Below are 17,154 nucleotides of genomic sequence, written 5' to 3'. Positions count from 1 at the left end.
AATCCGGCAACGCGGTCCCAATAGAGTGTGTGTCATGGCATCCATCACACCTCTGGACTCGCAATGAAGATATTCGCGGCACAGCTATCGACCGAAACCAATACCTTCGCGCCGTGCCCCACGGGCTGGGGCGGATTCCAAGAATTCGGGATCTTTCGGGGCGACGCAAGCCTGCGCGCACCGGAAAGCGTGGGCTATCTGATGGCCGAACTTCGACGACTCGCCGAGTCGGACGGAAACGAAATCGCGGAAGGGCTCAGCGCAGAAGCGCAGCCTTCGGGCCCGGTGATTCGAGAGGTCTACGAAACGCTGCGCGACGAGATCGTCGCCGGCGTACGCGCAGCGCTGCCGCTCGATGCCGTTGTACTCATGCTCCACGGTGCCATGGTGGCGCAGCATCACGACGACTGCGAAGGCGATCTCCTCGCGTGCATTCGTGAAGTTGTCGGCCCCGATGTGCCGATCGCGGCGACGCTCGACCCGCATTGTCATTTCACCGATTTGATGCAGTGTGCAGCCAATATTCTCATCGCGTACAAGGAGTATCCGCATACCGATGCGATCGACCGATTGCGCGAAGTCTATCGGCTGGTGACGCAGGCGGTCGACGAGAAAGTCACCCCGGTCACAGCGGTGCACGATTGCCGCATGGTCGGGGCATGGCATACCACGTCGGAACCGATGGCCGGTTTTGTGCGGCGCATGAAGTCCTTCGAGGGACGCGACGGCATTCTCTCCGTATCTCTCGGCCACGGATTCCCCTGGGGCGATGTTCCCGAGGCGGGCGCGAAGCTTTGGGTGATTGCGGACCGTGACCCCACCCAAGCCGGTGCGTTGGCGCGTCAGCTCGGAGATGAATTCTGGGCGATGCGGCATGAGGTTCAGCCCCAATGGCATGACCTGAATCACGGGCTCGACTTGGCATTGGCCGTGGGCGCTGGACCGGTGGTCGTGGCGGATGTGGCTGACAATCCCGGCGGCGGCGCCCCCGGGGATAGCACCTTCGTCCTTCGGCGAATCGTCGAGCGCGGTATCCCTGATGTCGCGCTGGGTTGCTTCTGGGATTTGGGCGCTATTCAAATCTGCGCCGATGCCGGCGTCGGTGCGACGCTCGATCTTCGCATCGGCGGCAAATGCGGGGTCACTTCAGGTGACCCTGTGGATCTGCGCGTAACCGTCCGAGCCGTGCACGATACACATTCGCAAAGCATCCAAGGAATGTCGATGCCATTGGGCCGCTCGGTTTGGGTCGAAGGACCGAACGGGTTGGACATCGTGCTCGTTTCCGTGCGAACCCAAGTCATGGGCGTCGATGCGTTTACCGGCATAGGCATCGCCATGGACGCCAAGCGGCTCGTGATCGTGAAGTCAACGCAGCACTTTCAGGCCGAGTTTGCGCCTCGGGCGAAGGCGATCTTTCACGTCGCGGCGCCGGGCGCACTGACGCCCGACTTCGCGGCAATTCCGTACCGCCGCCGCGACCTCAATTACTGGCCACGCGTCGAAAACCCGTTCGTGTGATCCGAAGGGTACCGACGCCACGGACGGCCGTTCCGATCGTTTGCCGGGAATCGCCAAAACCCCGGCAAATTTTGCCCTTCTTATCGAAGGGCTTTTTTTCGTCTGAAGCGCCGCAGGGCGGAGGCATGTCTCGAACGAGGGGAACGGTGCTGCACAAAGTCAGAATCGGTCAGCACGAAATGGTGACGGGTCGACCAACGCCGGTGTGCCGGTGAGCATCTCGGCAATTAAACGTCCTGTCACAGGACCGAGCGTCAGGCCATGGTGGGCATGACCGAAGGCGAACCAGAGGTCGCGATGCCCGGGCGCCGGGCCGATGATCGGCAGCATGTCGGGCGTGCAAGGGCGGCAGCCCATCCATGGGGTCGGTTCGACCGGCGCTCCCAATGGGAACAAACGTCTCGCCAGCGGCTCGACTGCCGCGAGCTGCACCGGTGTCCGACGCGCGTCGCGTAGCGCGAGTTCGACGCCCGTGGTCAGACGAATGCCCTGACGCATCGGTGCGATCAGGAATCCGCTTTCGGCATCCAGTACCGGTTGATTCAAGCTTGCGCCGGACTCGGGCAGAAAATGCCGGTGATAGCCGCGCTTGACCATCAGCGGCAGCCGGTAACCCAGCGCTTTCGTGATCGTATCGGACCACGGCCCCATGGCAACGACGGCGCGCCGGCCTTCAATGTCACCTTCTGCCGTCTGTACGCGCCAGTGGGGAGTCAGCGTCGTTGCGTCGCCGCGAATGATGCGCCCGCCTATCGACGTAAAGTACTGCGCAAAACGAGTCACCAACTCACCCGGATCGCGTATCGAACTCGAGGCAGTATGTCGAATGGCACCTGCGAGGGACGTCGAGAGCGACGGCTCATCGCGCTGAAGCTGCGTCGCTTCGAGCCGTTCGAAGGGCACGTCGTACTCACGTTGCCACCGCTCGGCTTCAAGATGAGCGGCGTCGAGTGCAGCACGTTGATGGAAGACCTTGAGCCACCCGCCGTCACGTAGCAGATCATCGGCGCCCGCAAGGCTGATGAGTGTCTTGTGCTCAGTCACGCAATGCTCGATCAGGGTGCTGTAATGACGGGCGATGCGAGCATGGCGATGTGGCGCTGAGTGATGCCAGTAGCGCGCGAGAAACGAAGCAACGCCCGGCAGCGCCGACGGATGATAGCGCACGTCCGTCGATCGATTGCGCGCGTAGTGAAGCAACGCACCGAAATGCCGAGGAAACGCGTAGGGATACACGCCTTCACGCTGTATCAATCCGGCGTTGCCAAACGATGTTTCCCGGCCCGGCGCCTCACGGTCGATAAGTGCAGTAGTCAGACCACGGCGCTGAAGATGGATCGCCGTCGACGTGCCGACGATCCCCGCGCCGAGTACGAGAACGTCGTATTTCATGCTAGGCCAACGCCGTCACGGCAATTTCTACGTCGAAACCCGCTCGCATCAGTGGCGACTGAACGCACGCGCGCGCGGGTGCATTTCCTTCAGGAATCCAAACATCCCATATGCGGTTGAATTCATCGAAATAACGCGCATCGGAAAGCCAGATATTCGCCGTGAGAAGATGGGTTTTGTCCACGCCTGCCGACGCGAGTAGCGCATCGATTTGCTTCAGGACTTCGATCGTCTGCTCGGTAATCGTGGCGTGCTCCGTCATCGGCACCTGACCGGCCAGATAGACAACACCACCAGCAACGACCACCTGACTCATACGGGCATTCGTTTGCAAACGCGTGATTTCTTTCTTCATTGTTGGACTCGGAAAAAAGTGACGATGCGGTGAATGACGATGCGGCCGTCAACGCCGACTCAAGGTGTCTGTGGCTATTCCGGTTATCATATATGAGAATTTTAATTCTCGTATACGAGAAAACACTGAGAGATTGACACCATCAGCTATGCAGGGCCGGTTCGCATCGCCGGGTCACGCGTGGCCTATATCAGCCCTATGACGCCATCGACACGAAAGAAGCCCGCTTCGGCAGGCAAACAGAAACGCAGCGATAGCCAAGTCAGTCACGAAACCGTGGGTGCACGATTGCGAAATGCGCGCAAGGCGAACGGGCTGACACTCAAGGCGTTGAGCGAGCGCTCAGGCGTTGCGGTATCGACGATCTCGAAGGCAGAGCGCGGCGACATTGCCCTCACCTACGATAAGTTTGGCGCACTGGCATCTGCCCTTGGTCTGGATTACGCCACCCTCTTCGGGCAAGGCAACGCCGAACCCGCCGAAGGGATCCGCCCATGCTTCACCGAAGCGGGAAAGCAGGCGATATACGAAACACCCAACTATCGCTACGGCATGATCGCCTCGGATCTTGCCCACAAACGCATGGTGCCGATGCGCGCCCACATTCGAGCGCGCAAGCTGGAAGATTTTCCCGATTACATTCGCCACGAGGGCGAAGAGTTTGTTTTTGTTTTATCGGGCAGCTTGCTTTTGCAGTTTGAAAATGGCAGCGAATTCCGTCTGGCGCCGGGAGATAGTCTGTATTTCGACAGTGGCGTGGGGCATGTCTATCTGAGCGAGCACGATGGCGGCGTGGACGCCATCGTCTGCTGCGTGGATGTGAATCGCGCGAGCGCATGAGCGAGACATCACTCCTCTTCCGCAATATCCCAATACCGGTCATTCCAGAATACGTAGTAGGAGTGTCCGGCATCCAATGTGTAGGTCTTGATGCGCCCGCTCCTCGTCCCGTTGTCGGTGGATATCGATGCCGTGAACGTTCTGCATCCGGGGTCGCCGATGTCCATTCGCTGACCCGGCTGCAAGGTAATTTCATTCGACCCGGATTTTCCGGATCGGTCGCGGCACTCTACGACGAAGCTGACTCGCGTATCCGGATCGTTTCGAATCGAAAAGTCTGCCGCGAAAGCAAGCGTCGGCAGCACCGACACGGCAGCGCAACACAGGGGAGCCGTCAGTATTTTCATGACGCTCATCCTTGATCGCTATGGATTGCCGAGGGCGTGAATACGCCGCGAAAGCGCATCTTCCCCGTCGCGAGACGGTCGTACGCTTCGGTCGCCTGCTCAAGCGCAAACGTCTCGACGATGGGCTTCACTTTTCCGTTGGCGGCGAGATCGAGTACCTCGCTCAAATATCGCAATCCCCCATGCGTGGAGCCGACGACTCGTTGGCGCATCATGTGGAATGGCTTGCCTGCGGACGAGATCGAGAATGGCCGGCTGAAATCCAATCCGCAAAGCACGACGCGACCGTCAACACGCAAGCCCGCCATGGCTTCCTCTGCCGAGCCGAAATCGTTGGAGGTCACCAGCAGCACATCTGCCCCGCCGATATCGCGAAGTTCTGCGCCGCTGGCAACGACGTGTTGCGCGCCCAACTGCGTTGCCAACGCGTGTTTGTCCGCCGAATGTGTGATCGCAATCGTCTCGAACCCGCACGCGCTCGACAGTTGCAAGGCCACGTGCCCTAAGCCACCAATGCCGAGCACAGCGACTTTTTCATGCGGTTGTGGCGCGGCATCTCTGAGCCCGCTCCACGTGGTGTAGCCGGCGCACATCATCGGCGCAGCATCCACGTATGGCAGCGCATCGGGTAACAGTACGGTCCCTTCTGCGGCCACGGCGATGTATTCCGCGTGCCCACCTTGGGACGCGAAGCCGGTGGTGCGCGGGGCATCGCAATTCATCGCCGTTTGCCCGGACAGTGGACGACTCTCCCGGCAATACGGACAGCGGCCGCACGCGGACTGCACCCACGTCGTGCCGATTCGGTCACCGACGCGTCGCGTGTGTACACCGGCGCCCACTTCGACAATCTCGCCAACGACTTCGTGACCGGGCGTCTGCGGGTAGATGTCGCCGCCATAACCTTGCGTCGACCACACATCGGTGTAGCACATCCCCGATGCATGAACCTTGACCAACACCTGCCCCGGCTCCGCCTTCGGGACCGGAACTTCCCACAGCTCCCATGGCCGATTGGCCCCCGTCATCACGACTGCCTTCATCTTCATTGCTGGCTCCTTGTTCGACCTGAATTGCGGCGAGTGGTCGGCGGTCGGTGATTACGTAGCGCCGAGAAACCAGCCCAGTCTAAAAAGGACGCATTATTATTACAATCTCGCCAATCTTGATACAAACATGAGCACTGTTCATCAATTGAGAAGCGCCGACATCTTCTCGCTCAACGTGTTTCTGGCGGTGGCCACGCACCTCAGTTTTCGAACGGCGTCGATCGAACTCGACATCACGCCATCGGCGGTCAGTCACTCGGTGAAAAACCTTGAGCAACGGCTCGGGGTTCGCTTGTTCCATCGCACCACGCGCAGTGTGTCGCTGACGGACGCCGGCGCGCGCCTCGCCGACAAACTTCGCCCCGCGATTTTCTCGGTGGCAGAGGCGATGCAGAGCGTCGAAGGGCTGCGCGACGAACCGAGCGGAACGGTACGTATCAATGCGAGCGAGGGAGCAATCGATATGGTGTTGAAGCCGGTGCTCGCACGCTTTCTGCGCGAGTATCCGAAGATGCATCTCGATATCGTGACGGACGGAAAACTCAGCGACATCGTCGCGGGCGGTTTCGATGCCGGCATCCGGCTTACCGAAGCGGTGCCGCAGGACATGGTGGCCGTTCAGGTGTCGGGGCCGGTCACGTTTGCGGTCGTCGGGTCTCCGGCGTATTTCGCTTCGCGTGGCCGCCCCAAAGTGCCGCAAGACCTCTATCGACACGACTGCATCCGTTTTCGCTTCGATAGCGGCGCCATCTACCGATGGGAGTTCGAGCGCAAGGGTGTAGTTGAAACCGTGAACGTCACCGGCCCGCTAACGCTGAACCATCAGCCGCTCATGGTGAGCGCAGCGCTCGACGGTATCGGCATCGCTTTTGTCCCGGATCACCTCGCCGAACACGCACTGGCCGATGGCCGTCTCGAGCGCGTACTTGCCGATTGGTGCCCGGTCATGCCCGGGCTGTGTCTCTACTATCCGAGCCGGCGGCACGTGGCGAGTGGCCTGCGTGCGCTCATCGACATGATGCGCATTTCCTGAAATGGGTCGGGGCCGCCAACGCCGGACGCGCATCAGGTTTCGCCGATCGCCGCGCGTCGTTACTGCATCGTCAGCGCACTGAAACCCGGGTCGATCAGCCGGGCATCGGCAAACCGGTGCAGTGATTCGAGGATGCGCGATTTATCGAGTCCGTCAGTAATGAACACCAGCCGCGATGTCGACGATTCACCTTCGACTCGTGGCAAATGGCTTGGCGGATAGACGCGATGACGCACGCCCTGCACCACCAGTTGCCCGGGTGTCGAGCGTATCGACAACACGGATTTGAAGCGCAGAATGCGGTCGCCGTGACGGTTGAGCAGCGCGGTGAGCCAGACCGAAAATGTGGCCCAGTCCAGCGACGCGTCGAGCGCGGTAGAAAAGCTCTGCACCGAACTCGTGTGCACATGCGCGCCCATCTGACGTGCAGGGACGACCTCACCGATGGCCGTGGCTTGTCCCGGCGCAAAGAGCCGATCGGGCACTTCGCTGGTCATGATGGCGCACGCCGGATTGACGGCACGCACGGCGTCGACGAGTGTGCTCAGGTGGCTCTCGTCGAGTAAATCTGTCTTGGTGAGGGCCACCCGATCGGCGGCGGCAAGTTGCGCCGCAGCTTCGGGAAATCGCGCCAGCGACTCAATCCCTTCCAAGGCGTCGAACGTCGTGATGCACGCGCCGACGCGCAAGTATTCGTCGAGATTCTCATCCGACAGCACCGTCCCCAGAATGGGGCCCGGGTCGGCCAGACCGCTGGTCTCGATGATGATGCGCTCTAGTTCGGGCAGTTCACCGCGCGCACGACGGGTCAGCACGTTCAGCAGCGTCTCGCGCAGATCGTCGAGTACCGTGCAGCACAGGCAACCGTTGGCGATGGTCGAAATCTCCGAATTGAGGTGCAACGTCAGCCGGTCGTCGATCGACTCACGCCCGAACTCGTTGATGATGACCAACGTCGAGGCGGGCGGCCGTTGCGCCAGAAAACGCTTGAGCAGTGTGGTTTTGCCACTGCCGAGAAAGCCCGTGACGATATTCAGTTCGAGACGCGGTACGAGTCTGACCATGACGATTGCGCGACCGTGAAGTCGCCCTCCAGAGGATCGATGAGGGAGTGGCCCAGACGCTCGGCAACACGCCATAGCGACGACAAGTCGGAAGCCAGCTGACGGCGGCCGCTGGCGTCTTCCACGCTGTACGATTCGCCGTCCCAGTCTTCGGCTTTCAAGCCGTGCGGGCGCAGAATTCGGTTGATCAGCCGCAGCCGGCGAGCGCGCTCGCTGCGGTTTTCCAGAATGCCGGCGGCAACGGAGTGCTGGCCCATCGGGTCGGCGGCGTCCGTCCAATGCTCACTCACGCCAAAGACGGCGCACACTTCGCACATTTCAGATCCCTCCGGTAAGCCCCGGGACATTCGCCAGCGTGCCCACGGCCATGCTGCCCAGCGCACTCAGCGAGATGTACTCGGTCACACGTTTGCGCGCGAGATTGGTGTGGGAGGCAGCGAGCTGGTCCGCCCGCTCGGCGTCCCGCACGCGAATGGCGTCCAGAATCTCGCGGTGTTCTTCCAGAATCCTGTTCAGATGCGCCTGCCGGGCCTCTTGCGTCGGGAACGTCTCGTAGCTCATCGCCAGCCGCGCGATCCGCAAATTCTCGGTGAGCAGATTGGTGTAGATCTTGGCGAGCACCCGATTGCCGCAGGCGTTGCCGATGGCCAGATGCAACTCCCAGTTGCCATCGATCATGCCGTTGACGTCTTCCTTCTCATGCGCTTGCTCGAACGCGACGACCAGTGCCTCGATGCGAACCAGATCGGCGGGCGTACGCCGTAGCGCCGCCAGTCGTGTGGTGGCGCGTTGCGTCAACTCGAACGCCTCCAGATGCTCCTGCAACTGCGGGATGTCCATCGACGACACCCGCGCCCCCCGATTCGGCAGCAACGAGATCAGCCCTTCTGCGGCCAGACGAATCATCGCCTCGCGCAGCGGCGTGCGTGAAATGCCCAGTTCATCGACAAGCGCCTGCTCGTCGATGTCGTCGCCGGGATGCATTTCGAGCGAAACGATGCGATCGCGCAGCAACTGATAGGCCTTGGAAGCCCCGGAACCCTTGACGTGTTTGGTCGCCGCGTCTTGAGCGGCCTCTGCTTTCTTGCGCATGGTGAGACGGGAAGTGATCGATTGGCAGCCAGTGTAGCGAACAATCCCCACTTGACACAATATTTTTATACACAAACAATTTGTTGTGTATTTACTGTGTATTTTGGAGATTGAGATGAACGAACAACCCATGGACCTGGTGATCAGGCGCGGCCGAGTGCACACGCCAGAGGGGTTCTCGACGCTGAACATCGGCATACGGGGCGGGAAAATCGTGGCGTTGACGGACGACGCGAACACGCCCCCGGCGCTGCGTACCATCGACGCGAATGGTCTGGATGTGCTGCCCGGACTGTGGCACGTGCATTGCCACTTTCGCGAGCCGGGGCACACGTACAAAGAGGATTTCACGTCGGGCACGACGGCCGCGGCAGCCGGCGGCATTACGTTCTGCATCGACATGACGAACAACGATCCGCACCCGACGACACTCGAGTCGTTCATGCTCAAGCGCGAAACCATCGCGCCGAAAGCGCTGGTCGACTATGCGTTGTACGGCGGAGGTCTGTATCCGAAGACGGTCGAGGCGCTGGCCGAGGCCGGGGCAATTGGCATCAAGGTGTTCAACACCCGGCACGTGAAAGAGGTGTATCCGTACATTTCCGAGTTAGGCGTGGTCGATCACGGCATCCTGCATGAACTGTACGAAGCGGTCGCCGACAAGGGGCTGATCTGTGCCGTACATCACGACGATAGCGAGTGGTGCAAACGCCTGACGTTTCGCGATTACATCAATCCGGGGAAGACCAGCAATCGTGACTACATGGAGGCGTACGAGCGCGGTTACATGTATGGCCACGGCATGGCGGCGGGCTTGGCAGCGTCGATTTATTACGCGCGGCTGACCGGTGTTCGTCTGCACGTTCTGCACATGGGGGTGATGCCGCCGGGGGCGAACGAACTGGTGAGACAGGCAAAGGCACAGGGGCAGGACATCTCCGGCGAGATGGAGTCTGCGACGCTGTTCATGACGCGTGCACAAGCGGAGAAGGTGGGGCCGGGCGCCTATGCGTGGGCATACGCGCCGGAGAGTCATTGGGCGGCGGTTCGCGACGGCACGGCCGACATGCTGGTCGGCGAGCATGCGCCTCACACACTCGAAGAGATCACACCGGGCTGGCAGGACAACTTCTCGGTCCCGCTGGGCATTACGGGGGCGCAGGAATTCATTCCGCTGGTGCTCAATGCCGTGAACGAAGGAAAGTTGACGCTTCAGGATGTCGCGCGCCTTTGTGCCGAAGCGCCGGCCAAACGCTTTGGCCAGTACCCGAAGAAAGGCCGCATCCAGTGTGGCGCCGACGCCGATTTCACCATCGTCGACATGGCGCAAACGCAAACGTTTACCGTTGCCGACATGCACACGAAAGCCGGGTACACCGCGTGGGAAGGCATTCGTACGACGGGTATGCCGGTCTACACCATCGTGCGCGGCGAGACGGTCATGGACCACGGCAAGATTGTCGGCACGCCGGGGCATGGCCAATTTCACCCGGGCACTGGCGCATCGGCCTGACACGAATCGACGTGACGCGAATCGACGCAGCGATTCCCCATGACAACGGTGCCGGCGCGCAGGCCGGCACCCACAGACAGACCAGAACATGACGACTTCTCAATTCGACGCTCGCCAGACCGGCGATGCCGGCCGGATCTCCGGTAGCGATGGTGCCCCGGGCTCCGCCGCTTCGGTGCCGACGCATTCGGTGCTGACTCAGCAGGACATTGCCCGGCGGCTCGACCGCTTGCCGGTGTCGCGCTTTCACCTGACGGTGCTTGTCGTTGCAGCGCTCTCGTTGTTTTTCGACACGCTCGACACCGTCATCACCGGCTTCGTGCTGGCCACGTTGCGGCCGCTGTGGGGTTTCGACGCCGCGACGATCGGCGTGATTTCCGCCATTGGGCTAGGCGGCTATCTCGTGGGTTCCGCGATGGCCGGTTTCGCGGCCGACCGGTTCGGGCGCAAACGGATGATCATGCTCACGCTGGTGCTGTATTCGCTGTTTTCCGCATCGCGCGGGTTAGCGAACGACGTGTGGTCGTTTGCGGCGCTGAACTTCTTTACGTGGTTGTTCGTGGGTGCGGAGAGCTCGATCGTCCCGGCGTATCTGGCCGAACTCTGGCCGACGCGCGTGCGCGGCAAATTGGGCGGCTGGATGATGGGCTTCTTTGCGTTGGGTATTGCCGTGTCGCCGCTCTGGGCATTGAACATCATTCCGCATTGGGGCTGGCGCGCCGCCCTGTTCCTGACGCTGCCGTTCGCCGTCGTCGTCGGTCTGATGCGCTCGGGTCTGCCCGAGTCGCCCCGATGGTTGTTGCTTCGCGGACGAGCGGCCGAAGCCGAGGCCGTGCTCGCGTCGATCGAGCAACGTGTCGGGCGGCAGTTGCCCGAGGATGCGGAGGTGACACCCGTTGCGTCCGCCGTTGCCGCCAAGCCGGCCAAGGTCTGGCGTGCCCGGGATTTGCTGAGCCCGCGCTTTCGCAAGGTGACACTGATGTTGTGGGCGGCGTGGTTTGCCGAATACGGCGTGCTCTATACCTTCATGACCTTCGTGCCGACGCTGCTTGCCATGGAGGGCTTCAGCATCGTCAAGTCGTTCGAGTTCTCCATTGCGATCTACGCATCGGTGATCCCGGGGTATGTGTTCGGCGGCTACGTGGTCGATTGGCTCGACCGGAAGCCGACGGCCATTCTCGCCTTCATCGGCACGGCTATTTTCGGCACGTTGTTCGGATTGTCGACGACATCGGGGGCGCTCATGGCGTTCGGCGGACTGACGGCATTCTGCCTCGCCCTTGGCTCGACAGCGATCTACAGCTACACGCCGGAACTGTATCCGACGGAGATTCGTGCGACGGGGATGGGTCTGGCGTCAGCCTGGGGGCGAGCCGGTGCGATTCTGTTGCTGCTGGTCTTCGGCGTGTTCGCCGTGCTCAAAGGCAAACTGTTCGTGTTCATCATCAGCGACGTCATCCTGCTGGTGGCAGCGATTTGCATCGCGCTTTACGGCCCGTCGACCAAAGGAAGGTCGCTGGAAGATGCATCGACCGGGGCACCCGAGTAATCCCTTCGCGTGGAAGGCACTGCAACCGCTGCCGCCGGTTGTGGTGCTTTCAACTCGCGAAGAAGCATCACGTTGTGACCGGCGGCAATACCGCCGCGGCTCGCAGCTGATCGATCAACGTGGCCAGCACCGACTGGTCCAGCGCCTGCACGGCATAGCAAATACCCACGCGGCGCGACATTTCGAATCCGTCGATGGACGCGACGTCTACGTTCGTGTGAGCGCGTGCCAAAGATTCAGGTGCGACGCACGCCCCCAAACCGGCGGCGACCAGATCCAGTGCGAGTGCCAGCGTTTCGGCACTGGCCGCAGGAGCACCCGCAGCGGCGCCGTAATACGGCAGAAGACGTTGATGGGTGGGATGGTTCGGACAGACAATCCATGGCAACCCTTCGGCATCTGCGCCTTCCGGGATAGCCAGCACATACGGCTCGGCGAACAGCGGCAAAAACAGTTCGTCCTCGCAACGTCCGTCTTCCGTCGACAAGCGGGCATCGCCCTTGCACCCGTCAAGCAAATTGACGAACAACGCAGGCATCGCCTGTCGCGCCAGACGTACGAACACGGCGACGTCTTGTCCTGCAATATCCGCCTCAATGCCGATGTCGATCGCCGAAACATTTCCGCCCTGACGGAATTGACGCGTCATGGAATCGGTCTGAGACAGAATCCGGCGGGCCTGCGGATACAGAATGCGGGCTGCCTCTGTCACTGCCACGCCGCGCGCTTCACGTGTGAAGAGTTGCGCGCCCAACAGGTCTTCGAGGCTCTTGATCGTGCCGGACAGCGCGGGCTGGCTCAAGTGAAGACGTCGCGCCGCTGCCGTGATGTTGCGTTCTTCGAAGACGGCGATAAACGCCTTTAATTGACGACCATCCATAAGTTTCTCCGATGCCTGCGAAAAGAATAAACCATTTTTCGCCGATGAAATTTGTGCTTAGAATTTTATTCAACGCTTATTGATAAGCAGCACCAATATCTGGAGGAATCTCATGACCGCATCGCAAAAACCCCTCGTGATCGTCACCGGTGCCAGTTCGGGCATCGGTATGGCGACCGCCCGCCTGTTCTCGTCTCACGGCCATTCGCTACTGTTGCTGGCGCGTCGACTGGAAAAGATGCAATCGCTCGACTTGCCGAACACGATGACGCGATCGGTGGACGTCACCGACCGGGATGCGCTGGTCGCCGCCGTGCGAGACGCGGAAAAGCAGTTCGGTCCTGCCGAGGCGATCATCAACAATGCTGGCGTGATGTTGCTGGGCGACATCACGCGGCAAGCGCCGTCCGAATGGGATCGCATGATCGACGTCAACATCAAAGGCGTGTTGAACGGGGTGCACGCCGTGGCCGCCGGTATGGTCGAGCGCAAACACGGCACGATCGTCAACATCAGCTCCGTGGCCGGGCGCAAGACGTTCCCCAACCACGTGGCGTACGTCGGCACCAAGTTCGCGGTGCATGGGCTGTCGGAAAACCTGCGGGAAGAACTCTCGTCGCATAACGTGCGCGTGGTGACGATTGCGCCGGGGGCCGTACAGACCGACCTGCTCAGCCACACCACCGACAAGGCCATCAAGACGGGCTACGAAGCATGGAAGACGGAGATGGGCGGCAAGGTCCTTGCGGCGGAGGATGTGGCCAATGCCGTCTATTACGCCTACGCTCAGCCCGCAGGCGTGTGCATTCGCGAGATCGTGCTGGCGGCAACGCGTCAGCAGGCATAAGACGTCTGGCGCATTGCCGGTGGAATGGCGAAAAGGGTTGCGAGGACGAAACGCCTCGCAACCCTTTTTGCTACGCCCCGTGATGCAGACGAATTAACGCGTCGTCATGCCGGTCTCAGCCAGCAAGAACTGGCTCAGACAGAGCTTTACGGAAGAACATCGACATTTCTTTAATCGAAAGACAAACTTCGTCCGTATCCTCGGCGCCGAAGGGCGGCATGCTTTCGGATACGACACTGACTTCAGTGTTTCGCCGTGTGGGACACCTAGCTTAGGCGGGTGGCTGACACGCCTCCATCTCCCATCCGTTTTCAGTCGCGGCGAGATGATGCGTCAGGCCCAATGCCTCCAGAAAGGCGTCGTCGTGTGACACGACGACGAGCGCACCCGAGTAGCTGCGTAGCAACGTCTCCAGCGCCTGTAGCGACGGCAGGTCCAGATGATTGCTGGGTTCGTCGAGCAACAGAAGCTGCGCCGGCTGGTCGGCGTAAAGCACGCGGGCCAGCGCCGCCTTCAGGCGCTCTCCCCCGCTGAGCGTCCCGCTCGGGGCCATGATGGCCTGCGCGTCCAGTCCGAGTTGCGCGAGCCGCGTGCGAAGTTCTCCCTGCGTGTGCGTCCGATTCACTTCCATCAGTTGGTCCAGCACGGTGCGCTCAGGCGACAGGTTCGCCAGCCCCTGATCCAGATACAGACACTGCACCGGAACATCGCAGACGCCGCCCTCGGGCGCAAGCGTTCCTGCCAGCACCTTGAGCAGTGTGGACTTGCCGCAGCCATTAGGACCGATAACACCCACGCGCTGCTGGCCGGTCAGCGTCAGGTCGATGTGGCGTGTGGCGCGCGGCACATGGGGCAGCGATACCGCCGCCAATTGCGCGACACGTCGCCGCGCCGCCGTCGATGCCCCCGCAAGCGCAGAGGCACGCATCACGATGCTCGCCTCGTCCTCGACTTGCTGCGCGGCTTCGTGCACTCGGGCATTGAGCGCCTCGCGCGTCTGCGCATGCTGCGCGCGGAGCTTTCCTGCACTCCCCTCGCTGCGCTCCTTCTGACGTCCCAGCAGAATCTTTGCCTGATTGGCCTCGTGCCCATGACGGTTACCGCGCGCCTGCCGCCGCGCCAGCCGTTCCTGCTGCTCGCGCAGTGACCGGGCCTCGCGATCGCGTTCCGACTTTCGCTGCTCCAGCGTTTGCAACGCGTTCGCCCGTTCTTTCGCCTTGCATTGCGCATAGAAACGATAGCCGCCGCCGTAGCTCTGCAAGCCAAGCGGTGAGAGTTCTACGATGCGCGTCATGTGTTCCAGCAGCCGACGGTCGTGACTCACGATCAGCAACCCACGCGGCCATTGGCGGAGTTGCTCGATGAGGGCGCTGCGCGCGTCACGGTCAAGGTGATTGGTCGGCTCGTCGAGGATGAGAAAGTCGGCTTCGGACAACAGTGCCCCGATCAGGCTCACACGCATGACCTCCCCGCCGCTCAACTCACTAGCGGGTGTCGCGGCGTCGAGATGGGCAAGGCCGTGGCGTGTCAGTTCGCTGTCGAGTTGCCGGCGTACGTCCCAGCGCTCGCCCACGGCGTCGAAATCTTCAGGCGCTGTGCTACCGGCTTCAATGCGTGCGAGGGCATCGAGCGTGTCTCGGACGTTGGCCAGATCGGCCACGGTCGCGCCAGCGCGAGGGGCAATCTGCTGCGCGAGGTAGTAGACAGTGCCCGAGCGGGCACAACGTCCGGTCGTCGGCGAAATCTGTCCGGCAAGCACGCGGGAGAGCACGGACTTGCCGGCGCCGTTGCGGCCGACGAGGCCAGTAGGTCGCGCGTCGAAGTGCTCGTTCAGATCGGAGAAAAGGGTTCGGCCGTCAGGCAGAACATAAGACACGCCTTCCAGCGTGAGATAGGAATTCGTCATACGTGATTCCGAAGATGCCAAGAACTCCCCCTGCTCATGGGGGTAGGTGGAGACTGGCCGTCATGAAGACGGCGGCATCAATGGCGCATGGCGAAAATCCTCGAGAATCAGTAGATATTGCCGAATTGTACGGACTTCTGTTGAAACCTGTTAATCACAGACCCGTAAAACAAAAAAGCCCTTGAATGATCAAGGGCTGATTTGTTTGCTTGGCGGAGAGGGTGGGATTCGAACCCACGGTACGGTATAACCGTACACCAGATTTCGAGTCTGGCGCATTCGACCACTCTGCCACCTCTCCAAGCACACTTTCTGCTTTGAGTCGCTGCCTGAGTGGCCTCAAGCAGCGAGAAAGAGATTATAGCCGAATTTTTTCGGCTGCCAAGCCCTTTTTTGAAAATTTTTACGCGGTGGGCTCAAGGCGTTCAATGCCGCCCATGTACGGACGCAGCGCGTCCGGCACCGTGATCGAACCATCGGCGTTCTGATAGTTCTCGATCACCGCCACCAATGCACGGCCCACCGCCAGACCCGACCCGTTCAGCGTGTGCACCAGCTCCGGCTTGCCCTGCGCATTGCGGAAGCGCGCCTGCATGCGACGCGCCTGGAAGCTTTCCATGTTCGAGCACGACGAAATCTCACGGTACGTGCCCTGCGCCGGAATCCACACTTCCATGTCGTACGTCTTGGCTGCACCAAAACCCATATCGCCCGTGCACAACACGATCGTGCGGAACGGCAGCTCAAGCTTCTTCAGAATTGCTTCAGCGTGACCGACCAGCATCTCCAACGTGTCGTACGACTCTTCCGGACGCACCACGTGCACCAACTCGACCTTGTCGAATTGATGCTGGCGAATCATGCCGCGCGTGTCCTTGCCATAGCTGCCCGCCTCCGAGCGGAAGCACGGCGTATGCGCCACCATGCGCATTGGCAACGCGTCGTTCGTCAGCAACTCGTCACGCACCAGATTCGTGAGCGACACTTCCGCCGTCGGGATCAGGTAGAAGTTCTCGATGCGCTCGCCATCGTCACCGCCCACCTTGCGCGGCACCTTGAACAAGTCGTCTTCGAACTTCGGCAGTTGGCCCGTGCCGCGCATCGACGCCGCATTCACGATGTACGGCACATACGTTTCCGTATAACCGTGCTCGCCCGTGTGCGTGTCCAGCATGAACTGCGCCAGTGCACGATGCAGGCGGGCAATGCCGCCCTTCATCACCGAGAAACGCGCGCCCGCCAGCTTGGCTGCGGCGTCGAAGTCGAGACCCAGCTTGGCGCCCAGATCGACGTGATCGCGCGGCGTGAAGTCGAACTCGCGCGGCGTGCCCCAGCGGCGCACTTCAACGTTCTGCGTTTCGTCGTTGCCCACCGGCACGCTTTCGTGCGGCAGGTTCGGCACGCCCAGCAGCACGTCCGACATGCGCGTCTGAATCTCTTCCAAGCGCACCGACGATGCCTTGAGCGTGTCGGCAATACCGCCAACTTCGGCGATTTCGGCCGAGGCGTCTTCGCCCTTGCCCTTCTTCATGCCGACCTGCTTCGAGAGCGCATTACGGCGGGCTTGCAGTTCCTCGGTTTGCGTCTGGATCTGCTTGCGCTCTGCCTCGAGCGCGGCGAACGTCGCCACGTCCAGCGTGTAACCGCGCGCCTTGAGCCGCGCCGCAACGCCGTCGAGATCCTTGCGAAGAAGTTGAATGTCGAGCATGGTGGGAAGTCTGTCGTTAGCGACTCACTTCAGTGAGTCATAAAATTCGTTCTGGCCG

16 protein-coding genes and 1 tRNA gene are annotated in these 17,154 nt (G+C 61.2%); 6 read left to right on the top strand and 11 right to left on the bottom strand.

Features of this window, described 5'->3' with window-relative positions:
• Window positions 1–63 precede the first annotated feature (63 nt).
• Window positions 64–1,521, top strand: coding sequence for a M81 family metallopeptidase (locus tag PIN31009_RS07355; RefSeq protein ID WP_150789813.1), 1,458 nt, complete (start codon window positions 64–66; stop codon window positions 1,519–1,521).
• A 159-nt stretch (window positions 1,522–1,680) separates the two neighbouring features.
• Here PIN31009_RS07355 and PIN31009_RS07350 read toward each other — a convergent pair whose 3' ends face one another.
• Both PIN31009_RS07350 and PIN31009_RS07345 read right to left on the bottom strand, forming a co-directional pair.
• Window positions 1,681–2,913: an NAD(P)/FAD-dependent oxidoreductase gene (locus PIN31009_RS07350; protein ID WP_150789812.1), complete on the bottom strand. Its 1,233-nt coding sequence runs from the start codon at window positions 2,911–2,913 to the stop codon at window positions 1,681–1,683.
• 1 nt (window position 2,914) lies between these two features.
• Window positions 2,915–3,268 (bottom strand): RidA family protein, encoded by a 354-nt coding sequence (locus PIN31009_RS07345; protein ID WP_087688597.1) that lies wholly within the window; start codon window positions 3,266–3,268, stop codon window positions 2,915–2,917.
• Window positions 3,269–3,466: 198 nt separating this feature from the next.
• Between PIN31009_RS07345 and PIN31009_RS07340 the strand changes: the two genes are divergently transcribed.
• Window positions 3,467–4,108, top strand: a complete 642-nt coding sequence (locus tag PIN31009_RS07340; protein WP_150790247.1) for a helix-turn-helix domain-containing protein — start codon at window positions 3,467–3,469, stop codon at window positions 4,106–4,108.
• A gap of 8 nt (window positions 4,109–4,116) precedes the next feature.
• Here the strand turns inward: PIN31009_RS07340 and PIN31009_RS07335 are convergent, their stop codons facing one another.
• Complete coding sequence (locus PIN31009_RS07335; RefSeq protein ID WP_150789811.1) at window positions 4,117–4,455, bottom strand: hypothetical protein; 339 nt, start codon at window positions 4,453–4,455, stop codon at window positions 4,117–4,119.
• Window positions 4,456–4,460: 5 nt separating this feature from the next.
• The gene (locus PIN31009_RS07330; RefSeq protein ID WP_217426770.1) at window positions 4,461–5,504 is read right to left on the bottom strand and encodes an alcohol dehydrogenase catalytic domain-containing protein; all 1,044 of its coding nucleotides are present in this window, start codon (window positions 5,502–5,504) and stop codon (window positions 4,461–4,463) included.
• Between the two features lie 127 nt (window positions 5,505–5,631).
• Here PIN31009_RS07330 and PIN31009_RS07325 point away from each other — a divergent pair, with 127 nt between their 5' ends.
• Window positions 5,632–6,537: a LysR family transcriptional regulator gene (locus PIN31009_RS07325; RefSeq protein ID WP_150789810.1), complete on the top strand. Its 906-nt coding sequence runs from the start codon at window positions 5,632–5,634 to the stop codon at window positions 6,535–6,537.
• 59 nt (window positions 6,538–6,596) lie between these two features.
• Here PIN31009_RS07325 and PIN31009_RS07320 read toward each other — a convergent pair whose 3' ends face one another.
• The 3 genes from PIN31009_RS07320 to PIN31009_RS07310 are packed head-to-tail and all read right to left on the bottom strand — an operon-like array spanning window position 6,597 to window position 8,693.
• On the bottom strand, window positions 6,597–7,601 hold the full coding sequence (locus PIN31009_RS07320; RefSeq protein WP_174997020.1) for a CobW family GTP-binding protein: 1,005 nt from the start codon (window positions 7,599–7,601) through the stop codon (window positions 6,597–6,599).
• Window positions 7,571–7,918 carry a hypothetical protein gene (locus PIN31009_RS07315; RefSeq protein WP_150789808.1) on the bottom strand — a complete coding sequence of 116 codons (348 nt, stop codon included), beginning with the start codon at window positions 7,916–7,918 and terminating at the stop codon, window positions 7,571–7,573. Before PIN31009_RS07315 ends, PIN31009_RS07320 begins: the two co-directional genes overlap by 31 nt.
• Window position 7,919: 1 nt before the next feature.
• Window positions 7,920–8,693, bottom strand: coding sequence for a GntR family transcriptional regulator (locus PIN31009_RS07310; protein WP_174997019.1), 774 nt, complete (start codon window positions 8,691–8,693; stop codon window positions 7,920–7,922).
• Between the two features lie 115 nt (window positions 8,694–8,808).
• On the opposite strand from PIN31009_RS07310, the gene PIN31009_RS07305 reads away from it, so the two are divergent.
• Complete coding sequence (locus tag PIN31009_RS07305; RefSeq protein ID WP_150789806.1) at window positions 8,809–10,206, top strand: dihydroorotase; 1,398 nt, start codon at window positions 8,809–8,811, stop codon at window positions 10,204–10,206.
• Window positions 10,207–10,294: 88 nt separating this feature from the next.
• Window positions 10,295–11,755 carry an MFS transporter gene (locus tag PIN31009_RS07300; protein ID WP_150789805.1) on the top strand — a complete coding sequence of 487 codons (1,461 nt, stop codon included), beginning with the start codon at window positions 10,295–10,297 and terminating at the stop codon, window positions 11,753–11,755.
• A gap of 67 nt (window positions 11,756–11,822) precedes the next feature.
• Here the strand turns inward: PIN31009_RS07300 and PIN31009_RS07295 are convergent, their stop codons facing one another.
• On the bottom strand, window positions 11,823–12,635 hold the full coding sequence (locus PIN31009_RS07295) for a LysR family transcriptional regulator (protein ID WP_150789804.1): 813 nt from the start codon (window positions 12,633–12,635) through the stop codon (window positions 11,823–11,825).
• 112 nt (window positions 12,636–12,747) lie between these two features.
• Between PIN31009_RS07295 and PIN31009_RS07290 the strand changes: the two genes are divergently transcribed.
• Complete coding sequence (locus PIN31009_RS07290) at window positions 12,748–13,482, top strand: SDR family oxidoreductase (protein WP_150789803.1); 735 nt, start codon at window positions 12,748–12,750, stop codon at window positions 13,480–13,482.
• 271 nt (window positions 13,483–13,753) lie between these two features.
• Here PIN31009_RS07290 and PIN31009_RS07285 read toward each other — a convergent pair whose 3' ends face one another.
• From PIN31009_RS07285 to serS, 3 genes are all read right to left on the bottom strand, one after another.
• Complete coding sequence (locus tag PIN31009_RS07285; protein ID WP_150789802.1) at window positions 13,754–15,388, bottom strand: ABC-F family ATP-binding cassette domain-containing protein; 1,635 nt, start codon at window positions 15,386–15,388, stop codon at window positions 13,754–13,756.
• Between the two features lie 210 nt (window positions 15,389–15,598).
• Window positions 15,599–15,689 (bottom strand) — tRNA-Ser (locus PIN31009_RS07280).
• Window positions 15,690–15,791: 102 nt separating this feature from the next.
• Window positions 15,792–17,096: a serine--tRNA ligase gene (gene serS / locus PIN31009_RS07275; protein ID WP_150789801.1), complete on the bottom strand. Its 1,305-nt coding sequence runs from the start codon at window positions 17,094–17,096 to the stop codon at window positions 15,792–15,794.
• Between the last annotated feature and the right edge of the window lie 58 nt (window positions 17,097–17,154).

Origin of the sequence: Pandoraea iniqua (genome assembly GCF_902459685.1) — a bacterium.
GTDB classification, from domain to species: domain Bacteria; phylum Pseudomonadota; class Gammaproteobacteria; order Burkholderiales; family Burkholderiaceae; genus Pandoraea; species Pandoraea iniqua.
Note: the sequence above shows the minus strand (reverse complement) of the source record. Positions and strands in the feature narration are given on the sequence as shown.